This window comes from Vibrio sp. CyArs1 (assembly GCF_022432925.1).
Lineage (GTDB): Bacteria > Pseudomonadota > Gammaproteobacteria > Enterobacterales > Vibrionaceae > Vibrio > Vibrio mediterranei.
Window position 1 is genome coordinate 299,048 of sequence record NZ_JAKRBO010000005.1, and the last position, 15,722, is coordinate 314,769.

17 protein-coding genes are annotated in these 15,722 nt (G+C 43.6%); 8 read left to right on the forward strand and 9 right to left on the reverse strand.

The genetic code is table 11. From position 1 onward, the window contains the following. Positions 1–26 precede the first annotated feature (26 nt). Entirely contained in the window at positions 27–641 is a 615-nt protein-coding gene (locus MMA19_RS16730; protein ID WP_038228372.1) for a TetR/AcrR family transcriptional regulator, read from the forward strand. An 83-nt stretch (positions 642–724) separates the two neighbouring features. Here MMA19_RS16730 and MMA19_RS16735 read toward each other — a convergent pair whose 3' ends face one another. After that, positions 725–988, reverse strand: coding sequence for a hypothetical protein (locus MMA19_RS16735; protein WP_038228374.1), 264 nt, complete (start codon positions 986–988; stop codon positions 725–727). A 548-nt stretch (positions 989–1,536) separates the two neighbouring features. Continuing rightward, complete coding sequence (locus MMA19_RS16740) at positions 1,537–2,043, reverse strand: DUF3087 domain-containing protein (protein WP_240206717.1); 507 nt, start codon at positions 2,041–2,043, stop codon at positions 1,537–1,539. Positions 2,044–2,187: 144 nt separating this feature from the next. On the opposite strand from MMA19_RS16740, the gene MMA19_RS16745 reads away from it, so the two are divergent. After that, positions 2,188–2,622 carry a helix-turn-helix transcriptional regulator gene (locus MMA19_RS16745; protein ID WP_050798603.1) on the forward strand — a complete coding sequence of 145 codons (435 nt, stop codon included), beginning with the start codon at positions 2,188–2,190 and terminating at the stop codon, positions 2,620–2,622. A 60-nt stretch (positions 2,623–2,682) separates the two neighbouring features. Then, positions 2,683–3,072, forward strand: coding sequence for a VOC family protein (locus tag MMA19_RS16750; protein ID WP_031494100.1), 390 nt, complete (start codon positions 2,683–2,685; stop codon positions 3,070–3,072). Between the two features lie 92 nt (positions 3,073–3,164). Here the strand turns inward: MMA19_RS16750 and MMA19_RS16755 are convergent, their stop codons facing one another. The 4 genes from MMA19_RS16755 to uraH all read right to left on the reverse strand — a co-directional run bounded on the left by MMA19_RS16755 (position 3,165) and on the right by uraH (position 8,190). After that, the gene (locus tag MMA19_RS16755) at positions 3,165–4,526 is read right to left on the reverse strand and encodes an 8-oxoguanine deaminase (protein WP_240206718.1); all 1,362 of its coding nucleotides are present in this window, start codon (positions 4,524–4,526) and stop codon (positions 3,165–3,167) included. 141 nt (positions 4,527–4,667) lie between these two features. Next, positions 4,668–6,077, reverse strand: a complete 1,410-nt coding sequence (locus MMA19_RS16760; protein ID WP_107306696.1) for a nucleobase:cation symporter-2 family protein — start codon at positions 6,075–6,077, stop codon at positions 4,668–4,670. 166 nt (positions 6,078–6,243) lie between these two features. Then, complete coding sequence (locus tag MMA19_RS16765) at positions 6,244–7,587, reverse strand: NCS2 family permease (protein ID WP_006070605.1); 1,344 nt, start codon at positions 7,585–7,587, stop codon at positions 6,244–6,246. 249 nt (positions 7,588–7,836) lie between these two features. After that, the gene (uraH, locus tag MMA19_RS16770; protein ID WP_006070606.1) at positions 7,837–8,190 is read right to left on the reverse strand and encodes a hydroxyisourate hydrolase; all 354 of its coding nucleotides are present in this window, start codon (positions 8,188–8,190) and stop codon (positions 7,837–7,839) included. 359 nt (positions 8,191–8,549) lie between these two features. Here uraH and puuE point away from each other — a divergent pair, with 359 nt between their 5' ends. The 5 genes from puuE to MMA19_RS16795 all read left to right on the forward strand — a co-directional run bounded on the left by puuE (position 8,550) and on the right by MMA19_RS16795 (position 13,016). After that, positions 8,550–9,482: an allantoinase PuuE gene (gene puuE, locus MMA19_RS16775; protein WP_088877161.1), complete on the forward strand. Its 933-nt coding sequence runs from the start codon at positions 8,550–8,552 to the stop codon at positions 9,480–9,482. Then, positions 9,482–9,997, forward strand: a complete 516-nt coding sequence (gene uraD, locus MMA19_RS16780; protein WP_006070608.1) for a 2-oxo-4-hydroxy-4-carboxy-5-ureidoimidazoline decarboxylase — start codon at positions 9,482–9,484, stop codon at positions 9,995–9,997. Before puuE ends, uraD begins: the two co-directional genes overlap by 1 nt. Positions 9,998–10,155: 158 nt before the next feature. Beyond that, positions 10,156–11,142, forward strand: coding sequence for an allantoicase (alc, locus tag MMA19_RS16785; RefSeq protein ID WP_006070609.1), 987 nt, complete (start codon positions 10,156–10,158; stop codon positions 11,140–11,142). Between the two features lie 20 nt (positions 11,143–11,162). Beyond that, positions 11,163–11,732 (forward strand): ureidoglycolate lyase, encoded by a 570-nt coding sequence (locus MMA19_RS16790; RefSeq protein WP_006070610.1) that lies wholly within the window; start codon positions 11,163–11,165, stop codon positions 11,730–11,732. 21 nt (positions 11,733–11,753) lie between these two features. Beyond that, positions 11,754–13,016 (forward strand): urate hydroxylase PuuD, encoded by a 1,263-nt coding sequence (locus tag MMA19_RS16795; protein ID WP_062460126.1) that lies wholly within the window; start codon positions 11,754–11,756, stop codon positions 13,014–13,016. Positions 13,017–13,083: 67 nt separating this feature from the next. On the opposite strand, the gene MMA19_RS16800 is transcribed toward MMA19_RS16795, so the two are convergent. From MMA19_RS16800 to MMA19_RS16810, 3 genes are all read right to left on the reverse strand, one after another. Continuing rightward, positions 13,084–13,404, reverse strand: a complete 321-nt coding sequence (locus MMA19_RS16800) for a hypothetical protein (protein WP_240206719.1) — start codon at positions 13,402–13,404, stop codon at positions 13,084–13,086. 213 nt (positions 13,405–13,617) lie between these two features. Beyond that, positions 13,618–14,418 carry an SDR family NAD(P)-dependent oxidoreductase gene (locus MMA19_RS16805; RefSeq protein ID WP_240206720.1) on the reverse strand — a complete coding sequence of 267 codons (801 nt, stop codon included), beginning with the start codon at positions 14,416–14,418 and terminating at the stop codon, positions 13,618–13,620. 313 nt (positions 14,419–14,731) lie between these two features. Continuing rightward, positions 14,732–15,649 carry an AraC family transcriptional regulator gene (locus MMA19_RS16810; protein WP_240206721.1) on the reverse strand — a complete coding sequence of 306 codons (918 nt, stop codon included), beginning with the start codon at positions 15,647–15,649 and terminating at the stop codon, positions 14,732–14,734. Positions 15,650–15,722: the final 73 nt, after the last annotated feature.

Here is a 15,722-nt window from a genome sequence, read left to right on the forward strand (position 1 = left end):
AGTAGCACATGAGAGCAGGGAAGAGTATGTCGCGAATCAGACGAAAGAACCAAGACCTTATTATCGAGGTTGCCAGTGAACAGTTTGCTATGCATGGTTACGCAGCCACCAAGATGGCCGATATAGCAAAAGCGGCAGATATTCCCAAGCCTAACGTCTTTTACTACTTTAGCTCCAAAGACAAACTTTACTATGCCGTGCTCGAAACCGTCACTCAGCCATTGCTTGCTGCGTCATTACCTATCGAACAGTTAGATGATCCCGTCGAAGCGTTGACTCAATATATTCGTACCAAACTGACGATTTCCCGTGATTATCCTCATGCTTCTCGTGTGTTCGCTAGTGAAGTAATGTCCGGGGCAAAGGTGTTGCCAGAATCCATTCGAGACAAGCTGTTTGAACAATCGCAGATGATCATTTCCAAGTTTGCTACTTGGTCGAAACAAGGCTTTATGGATGAAGTACCACCGCATCATCTTATGTTTGCGATTTGGTCTGCGACTCAGACCTACGCTGATTTTAATTGGCAGATTTGCAGTGTATTGGATAAACCCGAATTAGACGACGCAGATTATGAACAAGCGGCGACGTTTCTCACCAAGTTAGTTATACAAGGTTGTGGTGTTAAGAGTCGGGTATAAGTGCACTTTTACAAGGTAGAGGTGACGTACAGCTGCTCCATCGATATAGAGCGGAATAAAAGCAGCTGTGTCTAATAGATATGCTAAAGGTCTTTATTTCGGGTGGTTTGCTGGCGAATATAGTCACCAAATTCGTATTTACGTTCCTGGCTGCCAATTTGATACAACTCTGTTTCTGTTCGCTGTTGAGCGTAGTTAGAGGCTTTCATAGAGCCATTGAGAATTTTTAACATCTGAGCAGAAACACGCTTCATAAATCGATCAACACGCCTTCCATACACTCTTAGTATGCCTAGAAAGCTGCAAAAGCTCATTGCGAGCGCGACCGACCAATGGATTTCAATCATGAGATTTCCTTGAGTATTATAACGACTTTGACTTCAACAAAGGTTATTAACCAGTGCACAAATATTTATATAGTTATTATGGTTTGTGAATATAGTTATATAAGTTCGTTATATCAATGTGCCAGAAATCTATTGATACAAACAGTCACACAGCTAGAAACTAATTAACGGAACTTTTAATATTGAAACTAATATATCCCATAGTTTCTTTGTGGGTACTGGGTTGAGTTTACTTTCAAATTGCCTATGAAGTAGATAAATAAAAACAGATGTTACCTGAATGTTAATTCAAAGTAAAATCAATTATGTTATATATAAATCAATGACTTATTTAATATATTGGTCATTATGTATTAATTGGTTAGATTATATTTCAAAGTGACCGGTGTGTTAGTTGGTTAGCATTGGTTTATGGGATTATTAATAAAAGTCTGAGGATTTGTTTGTGATTGAAACAGAGTGTTTCTTTAGAAAACATCGCCTATTAAATATATTATTTAAAGGCGATGTTTAATTGATGGTGATATTTGTATGTAGCTAGGTGAATATTAGAATCGCTTCAATATTGCTGAGTCATAGTCGCTGACATTGATTGTTACGCCGTACCTTTGTATCCATTCGTCAAGATTTTCCTGTGCAGTGTTTAAGCTACTTATGGTGATGGTGTTGTCATCAAGTTGCCAAAGTTGGCGCGACCCTTCGTAGCTGAACTGCAGCGCTAACATCGCATCAGCGTTGCCTTGTTCGGCGGCGGCTAGCAGCTTGCGATTTTTGCGATAAATGAGATTCAGTGCTTGTTTCAGTTCCCAAACATAAACGACCTCTTTCATCTTGGGTTGGGCTTTGAGTTTTAGAAGAACAATAACAAGCCCAATAGCACTAACTATGACGCCTAGAAGGTTCCAGTGAAAGTGAGAGCCAGAAGGAGAAGGGAAGAGATAAATCAGGGTTTGTGAAATCGCTAAACTTGAAATTGCTAAGGTCGCGATACAAGCGATTATGACGATGTTTAAACGAGATCGGTATAACTGCTTATCGATAGTTTGTAATTTCATCTTCCATCCATTTTAGTTCGCTGTCTTTCTCATGCTGACAGCAAGAGTCTGCCGACGATTATACACACTTGCTCGTACTCATAAATCATACCGATTGAGATTTGTTTGCCTAGCAATTAAGGCCAAGTCGTGTGTTAGACTTTGATGAGTATTTTGGAAAGGGACAGAGTCCAAGTGGCACCTTCTAACAAAACATTCTATGAACAAGAGATTGACCGTCTCTACAGTGAATCTCCCATAAAGGCCAAGCAGTATTTACTCATTCGCCAATCCAAAGCCTTCATGGAAAAATTTCACTCAGAGAATATTGAGTTGAACGACTTAGCTAAAGCGGCGTTGATGTCGCGCTTTCACTATGTGCGCATTTTTAAAAAGCTTTATGGTGTCACACCCCGAAGCTATCTCAGGGATATGCGCATTGCCAAAGCGAAAGCACTGTTGCGAGAGGGGCACCAGATTACCTATACCTGCTTTGAAGTGGGGTACGAAAGCGTAGCGACGTTTTCCTCGGTGTTTAAAAAGTGTACGGGTTATTCACCAAGGGAGTTTCAAAAGCGCAATAAAAGCAATCTTGAATAAGTTTTCCTATGACTTCTTGGCTATCTTTTAGTTATTCCATTACATCTAAGGTAAATATGAATGATTAAAATTGCTTTAACGAGTGTTCCTGTCAACGATCAGGACAAAGCATTAGACTTCTACACCAACATGTTGGGCTTTGTGAAGAAGACGGAAGTACCTGTAGGTGAGCACAAATGGTTAACCGTAGTATCTCCACAGGAACAATCGGGTGTTGAACTACTACTTGAACCCATGGCATTTGAACCTGCCAAGTTGTATCAACAATCTCTTAAAGAGGCAGGCATCCCTTGGACGTCGTTTGTTGTTGACGATATTGCTGCGGAATACGAAAGAATGTCTGCCCTTGGTGTTGAGTTCTCCATTGCGCCAAGAGAAACAGGCACTGTGATGATTGCAGTACTTGATGATACCTGCGGTAACTATATTCAGTTGATGCAAGAAATTTAACGCATCACATCTCGTTAGAAGTTATTGATGTGAATAAAAAGGGTCTCACTAATAGTGAGACCCTTTGCTATCGTGATAACTCAATGAATAAGCTACATACTTAATGCTGCTTGTCTTAAGCGAAGTGCGGCGGCTTTATGTCGCTCAATGAGCTGTGGCATATCCACGCCCATAACAGCACCATCGTGAACTCGCCATTGACCAGCCACCATCACACGGTCTGCCTGTTGAGCTCCGCACAATAGTAGAGCAGCGAGTGGATCGTGGCTGCCAGAGAAACGAATGTCATCGAGCTTAAACATGGCAATATCTGCTTGTTTGCCGACGGCGAGTTCGCCTATATCTGTGCGCCCCATAGCGCGTGCTGATCCTGACGTTGCCCAGCGAAGCGCGTCAAAGTGCGTAACGTTGTTAGAGCCATAGCGAAGGCGTTGCAAATACATCGCCATACGAACCTCAGCTATTAGGTTTGAACCGTCGTTGGAAGCTGAACCGTCTACCCCCAAGCCTACTTTCACGCCAGCTTTCTCAAGCTCGTTATTTTTACAGATACCGGACGCTAACATCATATTAGAAGTAGGGCAGTGACTTATTCCTACCTCTGCTTTACCAAGTCTGCGAATCTCTTCAGTGTTAAAATGGATACCGTGAGCTAACCAAGTGCGCTCATTAAGCCAACCTACGTCCTCAAGGTAATCTACCGGACGCATACCAAACTTCTCAAGACAGAAATCTTCTTCGTCCAATGTTTCGCAGAGATGCGTATGTGTCATCACCGATTCATTTTTGGCGATTCGTGCCGTTTCTTTCATTAAATCAGTGGTCACAGAAAATGGCGAACAAGGTGCGAGCGCGATTTGAGTCATCGCTCCATCTTCACGTTGATGATAACTATTGATCAAGCGCAAGCTGTCATCAACGATGGTCTGTTCCGTTTGTATTGTGTGACGCGGTGGTAATCCGCCATCATCTTCCCCTAAACTCATCGAACCGCGAGTAAATATGGCCCTTATTCCAAGCTTTTGCGCGGCTTCAACTTGCAAATCTATCGCATGTTCAAGGCCAGTCGGGATTAAATAGTGGTGATCCGAGGCTGTCGTACAGCCAGAGAGCAATAGCTCAACAAGTGCCAATTCTGTAGCGACACTCATCATCTCTTCGTCGAGATTTGCCCATACTGGATACAAGCTTTTTAGCCAATGAAACAGCTCTTTGTTGAGCGCATCGGGGTAAGCTCTAGTTAGCGTTTGATAAAAATGATGGTGGGCATTCACGAGCCCTGGAGTGACGACATGTTGTGATGCGTCGATAACCGCCGTAATGGTTGTGGTGGGTTCTTGGTTGCTTGCTACTAGCTCGACAATTCGACTGCCTTGTACAACGATACCGCCGCCAGCGTCTTCTGTAGTGCCAGTGTAAATAGCAAGTGGATTCTTAATCCATACGGTTTCCATTCATAGTAATCCTTAGCCATCTCAGCCTTTTCAGGGAAGAGGGTCTTTTTTAAGTTTTTAGTTGATGTAAGGTGCTCTATGTCATTGATTAAGCCATGTCTTAGAGCACGACAGTTGTAGCCACTGTATTGTTAGCTGTTCTTAATTATTACCTTTTGCAGACAGCTCTGTCTGTGATATTTCTTGGTTTTCTTCTTGTTGCTGAAGTTCATGAATCTCTTGCTTAACCATAGCACGGCTTTCTTCGTGTGCTTCTTGCTCTTCGCGCTTGCTTGATTTTGGCAAGAACTGATGCAAAAGTACGGTGACGATCGTACCAGTTGTAATCCCTGAGTGAAGGAAGTTTGAAAGTTCATGAGGGAAATGTTGAAGTAAGCGTGGCTCAAACGTGACTGCCAGTCCTGATGCTAAACCAACGCAGATGACAAGGGCATTACGTTTAGTATCAGCCGCTTTAATAAGCATGCGAATACCCGCGTAAGCTATCATGCCAAACATGACAAAACCCACACCGCCTAGCACCGGTTTTGGAATCGTTACTGCAATCGCTGCCAGTTTCGGGAACAAACCACCCAAGATGAGCAGTCCACCTGTTGCTGCAACAACGTAACGGCTTGCAACACCTGTAATGCCAACAATACCTACGTTTTGACTGAATGATGCCAGTGGCATAGCTGTTAAGCATGACGCAAGTGTGCTGCCCAGACCATCGCCAAGCAATCCGCGCTTAAGGTCTTTACCATCAATCTTGGTGTGACAGTTGTTTGCGAGTGCCATAAAGTCACCAGTCGCTTCGGCGATGACAACTATATAAACCAAACTCATACTAACAATGGCGCTGGCTGAGAACGTAAGACCATATTTAAACGGTTCTGGACCACCTACCCATTCAGCGGTGCTTATTTGGTCGAGATCAACCATTCCCATGGACAGCGCTACGATGTAACCACCGGCAAGGCCGATAACAATAGCTGAAGCCGCAACCGCACCTTTACAATAAACCGATACCGCAATCACAATACCAAGTGACACAGCGGCAAGAAACAGCTTAGGCAAGGTAGCAAATTCACTGCTAACGGCGGGGGCGTCTCCGACCCAGTTCATGGCAACGGGGAGTATGGTGAGCCCGATTAGGGTGACCACGACTCCACTTACAACAGTTGGGAAGAGCTTACGAACTTTGTCCATATAGAAGCTAGCTAATATGACGACAAACGAGCCAACCAACGCTGCACCCATAATGCCGGATACGCCAGAATCTTTACCTATGGAGATGGCAACACCAAGAAAGGCAAAGCTTGAACCCATAACAACTGGTAGCTTAATTCCGATAGGGCCGAAACCGACACATTGTGCGATGGTGACGATACCAGATGCCAGTAAGGCGGCGTTAATGAGGGAGACAATTTCGTCGTTAGGTAGGCCAATGGAAGCGCCAACAATTAATGGTACAGCGACGATACCACCAATAGAGGCCAGCATATGTTGGACGGCCAGTAAAAAGGTCATGCCGTGAGGCGGTTTTTGGTTCAGGGTGTACAGAAGTTTCATACTTATTCCTTTAGAGAGCGATGAATCGACTCTTCCTTGGTGGTGACATGGTGACTTCTACAAACTGCGTAGTGATAGTAATCCTGCTCGTCCTTTGTGCTGACCTAAACGGCAGGGTTAAAAACAAGCGGTAACCGTTAAGGCACGATTACCGCTTGATTTTGGGTTAGCCAATGAATACCAGTTTGGCAACGAAAATGGCGCTTAATAGGTACATTGAAATAGAGACATCTTTGGTTTTACCTGTTGCTACTTTAAGAACGGTGTAAGTGATAAAACCAAGAGCGATACCATTAGCGATAGAGAAAGTAAGTGGCATCATTAGCGCTGTTATGGCTGCTGGAGCACCATTGGTAAAGTCTTTCCAATCAACATGCTGCATACTACTCATCATGACGAACGCGACATAAATAAGAGCGCCAGCTGTAGCATAAGAAGGAATCATACCGGCTAATGGAGAAAGGAAAATTGCTGCTAGGAAAAGAGCGGCAACGACAATCGCGGATAGACCAGTTCTAGCGCCTGCAGCTACACCTGCGGCACTTTCTACATAACTGGTCACTGGTGGACAACCCACACATGCACCAGCAACACTAGAAATACTATCGGCTTTAAGTGCCTTGCTTAGCCCTTCAATTTTGCCTGTTTCTTTGTTGATTAGGTGAGCTCGCTCAGCGACACCCATTAGCGTACCTGCTGTGTCGAACATGTTCACAAAAAGGAAAGCAAGAATCACACTGACCATAGAAACGTTAAGTGCGCCTGAAATGTCCATCGCCATAAAGGTTGGGGCAATGCTTGGTGGTGCAGAGAAGAAGCCATTGTATTGAACAAGACCCAACATCATGCCAACAATAGTAACGCTCAGTATACCGATTAGTACCGCACCGAACACGCGACGCTCACTGAGCACCGCAATGATCAAGAAGGCAATAGCAGCCAAAAGCGCATCTGGTTTAGTGAAGTCACCTAGAGAGACCAACGTTGCTGGGTTTTCAACAACAATACCTGCGGTTTTCAGGCCGATAAGACCCAAGAAGAGACCGACACCTGCCGTCATCGAGTAACGTAAACTTTCAGGAATACTCTCAATGATCCACTGTCGTATCTTATAGAAGCTCATACCGACAAAGAGAATACCGGAGATAAATACCGCTCCGAGTGCCACTTCCCAGCTGTATCCCATTTCACTGACGACAGTGAAAGAGAAGAAAGCGTTAAGACCCATACCGGGCGCGAGTCCAACGGGCCAGTTAGCAAACAGCCCCATGAGTAAACAGCCAATGGCTGCACCAATACAGGTGGCGACGAAGACCGCTCCCTGATCCATTCCAGAGGCTGCCATAATGCTTGGGTTGACGAAAATAATGTACGCCATAGTAGCAAAGGTCGTTACACCTCCGACGAGCTCATTTTTAACGCTCGAACCGTGTTGCTTTATCTTGAAAAAGCGTTCAAGCACGCCATTTCCAGCCGATTCGTTGAGCACTTCTGCTTTGCTTTCATTCATTTGAGTAAGTCCTTTACACAATACCCTTAATGTAGAAATTGGGTATAAAGTTTGTTGCTTTTCCTTAAATTGAAAACAGCAGTACCCATGACACCTTGCTGCAGAGTCACTCCAGCACTAGTGCCATTCTCCAAAGAGAGTAGGTTCATTCCAATTTACTTATTGCTCTTTCGCAAAAGAGCGAGCTCTTAGAAGTGCAAGGCTGCCTGTTGTTGTCTTGCACTTGCTAGGAGAAGGTTGCTACAGCGATCAACTGCCTCTGTAGGTTGAAAAACTGTAAGGGGAGGCGAGCAGAGGCACATGATAATGCGCATCCTCATCATTCAATCCAAAGCGAATTACGATATCGTCAAGGAAAGGAACTTGGTCTAGCTCGACACCTTTACGCTCAAAGTAAGGAGCGACATGAAAAATGAGTTGATATTTTCCAGCGACAAAGTCATCGCCTTCAAGAATAGGAGAATCAGTTCGGCCATCGAAGTTCGTCATTACGCTCTTAATAAACTGACTTTCTTCACCTTCAATACGGAAAAGATCCACTTGGATCTCTGACCCAGGTACACCATTTGCGGTGTCTAGTACATGCGTTGTTAGTCGTCCCATAATTGCTTCGTGCTTACACACGCTCCTTTAATGTCATCTTGTAATTCTGTATACAAAAATCAGGTCTGTTTAATTCTATTGATATTAATATGTACACAATTTACGCCATTAGTAAAGGTTTATGTTATGAAAATGTTGCATCAAAACGGTGCTGAATATGGGCGGAACATGCACTAAAATAGTGATGGTTAAAAATCATTCAATTATAACTTGTTGAAAAATAGCATTATGTTTCCAAAATGTAATTTGATAAACAAAATCTTTACATTGAGATAAATTATTGTATACAATTAAGTAAACCAAAGAGTGAAAGCGCACTCCAAAGAGAGTGCAGAAAAGAACCAAGAAGGAGTCTGTGGATGAATAAGGATTATTCGCGCAATCTCATCGGCTACGGAGCGAATCCCCCTCACCCAAAGTGGCCAAATAACGCACGAATCGCGGTTTCCTTTGTATTGAATTATGAAGAAGGCGGTGAGCGTTGCTTACTGCACGGAGATGATGAATCGGAATCATTCCTATCGGAAATTCCGGGTGCTATGCCAATAAAAGGTGAGCGTCACATCAGTATGGAATCGATTTACGAATACGGAAGCCGTGCAGGTGTATGGCGTGTGCTTAGGTTGTTCGAGCAGTATGATATTCCACTAACCATTTTCGCGGTTGCGATGGCGGTTGAGCGCTATCCTGAAGTCGCTGTGGCAATGAAAGAAGCGGGGCATGAGATATGCAGTCACGGCTATCGTTGGATCGACTACCAATATACTGATGAATCGCAAGAGCGCGATCATATGATCAAGGCGATAGAAATTATTAAGCAGGTGACGGGTGAACGTCCGCTTGGTTGGTATACCGGAAGAACCGGTCCAAATACACGACGTATTGTGGCAGAAGAAGGCGGATTCCTTTACGACTCTGATGCCTATGATGATGATCTTCCTTACTGGCACACAGAGGCAGGGAGACCCCAGTTAGTTATACCGTACACGCTTGACGTAAATGATATGAGATTTGCTACCGCTCAAGGATTCAACTCTGGTGAGCAGTTCTTCCAATACCTAAAAGATACCTTCGATACTCTGTATGAAGAAGGTGAAACTGCACCAAAAATGATGTCTGTAGGCTTACATTGCCGATTAATTGGACGTCCGGGACGTATCGCCTCGCTAAAACGCTTTTTAGATTACGTCAGTCAACATGAAGATGTGTGGCTATGTCGCCGCATCGATATTGCCAAACACTGGCATGAACACCACCCATATCAACCCGATGAACAGCAAGGAGCTCAATAATGACACAATTCAAATCATGCACACCGACAACTATGGTACGTGATGAGTTTGTCTCAAGCTTTGCTGACATTTATGAGCACAGTCCTTGGGTGGCTGAGTCCGTTTTTGACGCTGGACTGGATGCAGATGACAACCATATAGAAAGTTTACATTTGAAAATGTCGATGACGCTGCTTAATGCGTCTGAGCAAAAACAACTCGACTTGATCAACGCTCACCCAGATTTAGCCGGTAGAGCAGCGGTCAATGGAGAACTTACCGCGGCATCTACAGCCGAGCAGGCTGGTGCTGGTATTGACCAGTGCTCCGAAGAGGAATTTGCCAAATTTACTACTTACAACAACAGCTACAAAAATCGCTTCAACTTTCCCTTTATCATGGCGGTTAAAGGGGCCAATCGTTACCAAATTCTTGAATCGTTCGAGATGCGATTAGGCAATGATAGTGAAACTGAGTTTGCTACTGCGCTTAACGAAATCAACAAGATAGCGTTATTTCGCTTGAGAGATATGTAAGTCAAAGGAAAGGCGACTATCTCTTTTATTAACCTAAGCTCGAAAGCCTAAGCTGGAAAATCTAAGCAATGAACGTGTCGGCAGAGGCCGATAATGGCGACGAGCAAGCAGGTACTCATTTTATTATTAATTGGATTAATTGAACTGGATGACAGGAAATGTCTTTGAATATTGAACAATACATCAACCTTGCAGATGACAAACTAGGCGCAGAAGCGCTATACGCTACCGATGACTTTTTTGCTGACAAGAGTCGTTTACTTCGTCGAGAAGCACCAGAGTGGAAAGACGACCTTTATGACGACAATGGCAAATGGATGGACGGCTGGGAAAGCCGCCGCAAACGTGGCGAAGGTTATGACTTCTGTGTGGTTAAGCTCGGTTTAGCGGGAACGATTGCAGGCCTTGATATCGATACCTCATTTTTCACAGGTAACTTCCCTCCGTCAGCGTCTGTTGACGCGATTTATAGCCCAGATGCTGATCCCACTCATGCGGAAGGCTGGGAAGAAATTCTACCATCACAAAGTCTAGAAGGTGACAAGCACCATCTAAACGAAATTGACAGCGACAAAGTATATACCCATGTTCGTCTTAACATCTATCCAGACGGTGGTGTAGCGCGTCTTCGTGTCTACGGAAGCCCTAGTGTAGATTGGAATGCTATCGACGAGTTGCAACAAGTTGACTTGGCGGCCGTAGAAAATGGTGGTCGTGCGTTGGCTTGTAGTGATGAGCACTATGGTAACAAGTCAAATATCCTTGGCCCTGGTCGTGGTGAAAACATGGGTGATGGTTGGGAGACCGCTCGACGCAGAACACCGGGTAACGACTGGGTGATTGTGGCACTTGGACATGCGGGTAATGTTGGTCGTGTTGTTGTTGATACAGCGCACTTCAAAGGTAACTACCCAGATAGCTGCTCAATTCAAGCCGCTTACGTGAAAGGTGGAACAGATGATCAAGTCGCCACTCAGAGTTTGTTTTGGAAGGAGCTACTTCCTTCTCAAAAACTAAACGCGCACGATATTCACGAGTTTGTCTCTGAGGTTAATGAGATTGGCCCAGTTACCCATGTAAGACTAAACATTTTCCCTGATGGTGGTATTAGTCGCTTACGCCTATTTGGTACAAAAGCAGACTAAACTTAATAGAGGGAATTTTTATGAGTAATGGTATTCGTCATCTAACTATTGAGCCACTCACCAAGGCCGCATTTGAGCAATTTGGTGATGTGATTGAAGTTGAAAATAGTGACTATTTTATGATCAATAATGGGTCAACTCGTCGCTACCATAAGCTAGCTGAAGCCGATGTTGAAGAGCATGGGGGGCGTGCGATCATGAGTATCTTCCAAGCGACCCCGCTTCAGTATCCGCTCACCATTTCGATGTTAGAGCGACACCCGCTGGGGTCACAGGCGTTTATACCATTGCTTGGTCAACCGTATCTTATCGTTGTCGCACCAAAAGGCGACGATCCTTCTTTGACTGATTGCCGAGCTTTCTTTAGTAACGGTCGTCAGGGCGTCAACTATCACAAAGGTGTTTGGCACCATCCGGTTCTGGCTCTGACCGACCAAGATAAATTTCTGATCGTCGATAGAGCTGGAGAAGGGCATAACTGTGATGAAGTGTTCTTTGAAGAGAACTTTGTACAGTTGGACTTGAAGGATTTACCGCAAGACATCGATAAGACGAAACAAGATAAGGACAAGCAGCAAGCGACTGTCTAAGCTGCTTTTGAGGAGTGTGTTATGGATCCGCACATGACAGAATGGCTCAACCTGATGATTCGTTGGGCCCATATGATTGTAGGTATCGCATGGATTGGAGCGTCTTTCTACTTCGTTTGGCTTGAGAACAATCTCAACCGTACTAACCCTAGAGACGGCCTATCTGGCGATTTGTGGGCGATTCACGGCGGTGGTATTTACCATCTTGAGAAATACAAACTGGCACCACCAAAAATGCCAGAAAACCTTCACTGGTTTAAGTGGGAAGCTTACTTTACTTGGATTACGGGTGTACTGCTATTGGGCGTAGTGTATTACCTCAATGCTGAAATCTATCTAGTAGCTCCAGGTTCGGGCATCGACTCAACAACAGCGATTATGATCGGTATTGCTGCGCTTATCTCTGGTTGGGTAATCTACAACCTACTGTGTAACTCGCCTTTGGGCAAAACGCCGGTACTGTTAGGTATAGTGTTGTTCCTAGGGTTAGTAGGTGCAGCCTATGGTTTGTCGCAGGTGTTCAGTGGACGTGGTGCTTACATCCACGTAGGCGCTATCATTGGTACCATCATGGTTGGTAACGTGTTCTTCGTCATCATGCCTGCGCAACGTGCTTTAGTGAAAGCGATTGAAAACAATCAAGAGCCGGACCCTACATTGCCAGCAAAAGGCCTGTTACGTTCACGGCACAATAACTATCTGACTTTGCCAGTGTTGTTCATCATGATCAGCAACCATTTCCCAAGCACATATGGTTCTGAATACAACTGGGCAATTTTGGCTGCGCTATCAGTATTTAGTATCTTGGTCCGTCACTACTTTAATACACGTCATGGTAGCCAGAAGTTCGCATGGACAATACCTGCTGCTGCTTTGGGTATGGTAACGCTAGCCTTTGTTACATCGCCTTATGCCAACAAACCAGCTGCCCCTGTCGCAAAAGCACCTGTGGTTGAAGCTGGTGATCATCATGCAGACATGCAAGCCTCAGCCGATATTGCGGCTCAAGCAGATGATGGCACAATTGCCTTTGCACAAATTAATGATGTCATTCAAGAGCGCTGTTCGGTATGTCACTCTGCAACGCCAACACATGCTGCATTCCAAACCGCTCCGGCTGGCGTGATTCTGGATACGCCTGAAGAGATCAAAGTGAATGTACCACGCATTGTCGCTCAAACCGTGACGACGAAGGTAATGCCGTTAGGTAATCTAACTCAGATGACAGATGAGGAACGTATGTTAATTGGAGAATGGGTAGAACAAGGTGCTCAGATTCAATAACTGATGAAGTCATCTTTAATACGTTTAAACTGACTAGCACATGCTAGTCAGTTTTTTTATGGTTTAACTAAAAGCAGAACTCAGATGCTGAGGTACAGACACCATAATCTGTCGTAGTTTGTCGTGAAAGCTCTATGTCTTCGACTTGAAACTCACCTTCGACGATTTTAACTTTGATGTCAGATCGACTGTAAAACTCAAATGTGCAGCCAGTAATAACTTCATGGTACATTCCCGATACATCAAACACGTCTTTTTTAATACTTATTCCTTTCAACTTATGAAGCTTGTTGCCATCGTTGAAATATTGAGTACTAAACTGGTTATTCTTCATTGAGGTATGAATATGAAAAACCTCTTTAAAAGAATCAATGGTAAATATAATCATAGTTTTTATTTTGGGCTTGAACGGAGCGGGAAGGTTATAGGAATCAGATGGCTACCACAGTCGGGGTTTTGTCATGGTTTTGTCAAGAATTGCGATAATGGCTAGGTATATTACTCTATTTTTATAGTTGCTGCCTATCCTGAATATTAATAATAGAAAAGGTTAACCTTTCGACACGATATTGTGGGTTAACCTTTTTATTCCTATATGAGTCTATCTAGCAGATAACATTTCAATAACGGATAATACTTGTTCAGTTTTCGTTTCATTTAATGCATCAGGATGCGGTGCGGCAAAGCTTTCTAAATCATTATCAAAATACTTGCCATGTGCATGCGCGAATTCATCGGACAGCGATGCTCGAACTAGAATATCAGCACCGAGATCTAAGTCATTTCCTGCAATACCATATGCATCTTTCACCATTTTGCTTCCCAAAAATGACTTCGGATTAACAGACACAATCATTGGTCCTGTTTGCTCATAGCGTAATCCCAACGCGCGAGACCACATAGTAAGAGCGAGTTTACTTTGCGCGTATGCATCTGAATCACCGAGTGGCTTGTTTCCTCGCAGTGCATCCAAGTTGACAGTGGCTTGTGCTGCCGAAGATAAGTTAACCACACGTCCGTTAGCAGCAAGCAATGGAATTAAAGCCTGTGTAAGACGATAAGGGGCAATAGTATTGACGACAAAACGAATGTCGAGATTATCTTCAGTCTTAGTTGCGGGAGCTGTAAATACGCCGGCATTATTAATGAGGACATCGATTTGAGAGAATCGCTGAGAAACCTCATCAGCCATTTTGTTTATTTGGTTGAGATCAGATAAATCAGCAATGATCGTTTCTACTTTCGCATCTGAATTCAATTCCAGTAACTGATCAACGACGCCTGAAACTTTGGCTGGCGTTCGACCGTGAATGATAACTGTATGACTTAGCTTTATTAAATCCTTGGCAGTTGCTAACCCAATACCATCGGTTGCTCCAGTAATTAAGATCACTTTGCTCATTCTAAGCTCCTAGTTATTCAATAGATTTTTATCTGAATAACAACAGATAAATTCTTGTCATGGACTGGCACAGAACAACAAACTGCCCAATCGATTTGGTCACTGTAATGTTAGCCGGACTCTTCGACAAGTCACCTTGTTAAGGAAATACTTTATAGATTTTGTTGATAATAGATGGAAGCAATAAAGAGTTCTTAGTGCTTTTAAGCTATATCAGCCAATCACCTATCGTGGTTTTGTGAAAGATTAACGAGTTTATGTCCCTTTTCGTGTTTCGTATCTACCTTAGGACATTCGTCATCCAAAATTCCGATTAATGACGAATGTTCTCTGCTCGATATTCAGATGGTGTCATTCCTACTTTGTTTTTGAATAAACGCGAAAAATACTGTGGATATTCAAAGCCAAGACTATATGCAATAGTCGCGACAGAATCCTTACTTGAAAGCAAGCGATCCTTTGACTTTTCAATCAAAGCATAATGAATCCAGTCTTTGGTTGTCTTTCCGGTTTCTGCCTTGAGGGCATCACTCAAGTAGCGACTCGTCATATTCATATCTCGCGCCATATCTTCAACTTCAGGAATAGTTTCCGATTGACTAACAACAGCTTCTAATCGAGCCTCCAATAGATTTGAAAACCTATCGTATACCGATGTATCTGTTTCTTTGCGCATCAAGAACTGTCGGTGATAGTAACGATTGGCATACATCAATAACGTACTGATTTGCGAGAGAATTAGGTCTTTACTGAAGGCATCTAAGCAATTGCTGTTTTCAATCTCAAGCGTATCAAACATATTTGCCATATGTCGCTCTTCCTTTGGAGAAAGGTGCAGCGCTTCATTGACGGAATAATTGAAGAACTGATATTGCTTCAGTTCATCTTGTAATTTGTGGCCACGAATGTAGTCCGGATGGAAACAGATAGTTCGAGCTACTGCATCAACTTTAATCCCACTTGCTGATACTTCTTGATTAGGTGCAAAAAACAGCATAGTACCATTGGAGCAGTCGTACTTTGTGCGGCCATACATGAGTTCACCAGAAATAATGTGTTTGAGCGATATCGAATAGAAACTGGTGGATAGCGCCAACTCTTGTTCACAATTTAGCTGGTTATCATCATTGTTTGAGCTCATTTTTATTACATCAACAAGAGGATGCTCTGGTGGACGTAAACCAAGTACTGCATTTTGTTCTGCAATCGTTTCAAAGTGGAATTTTTTCATTATTGAACCTCATGGCGTAACGCAATGCTGGCATCAGTCATTAACAATAGCTGACGATAACGTTGATCATTGC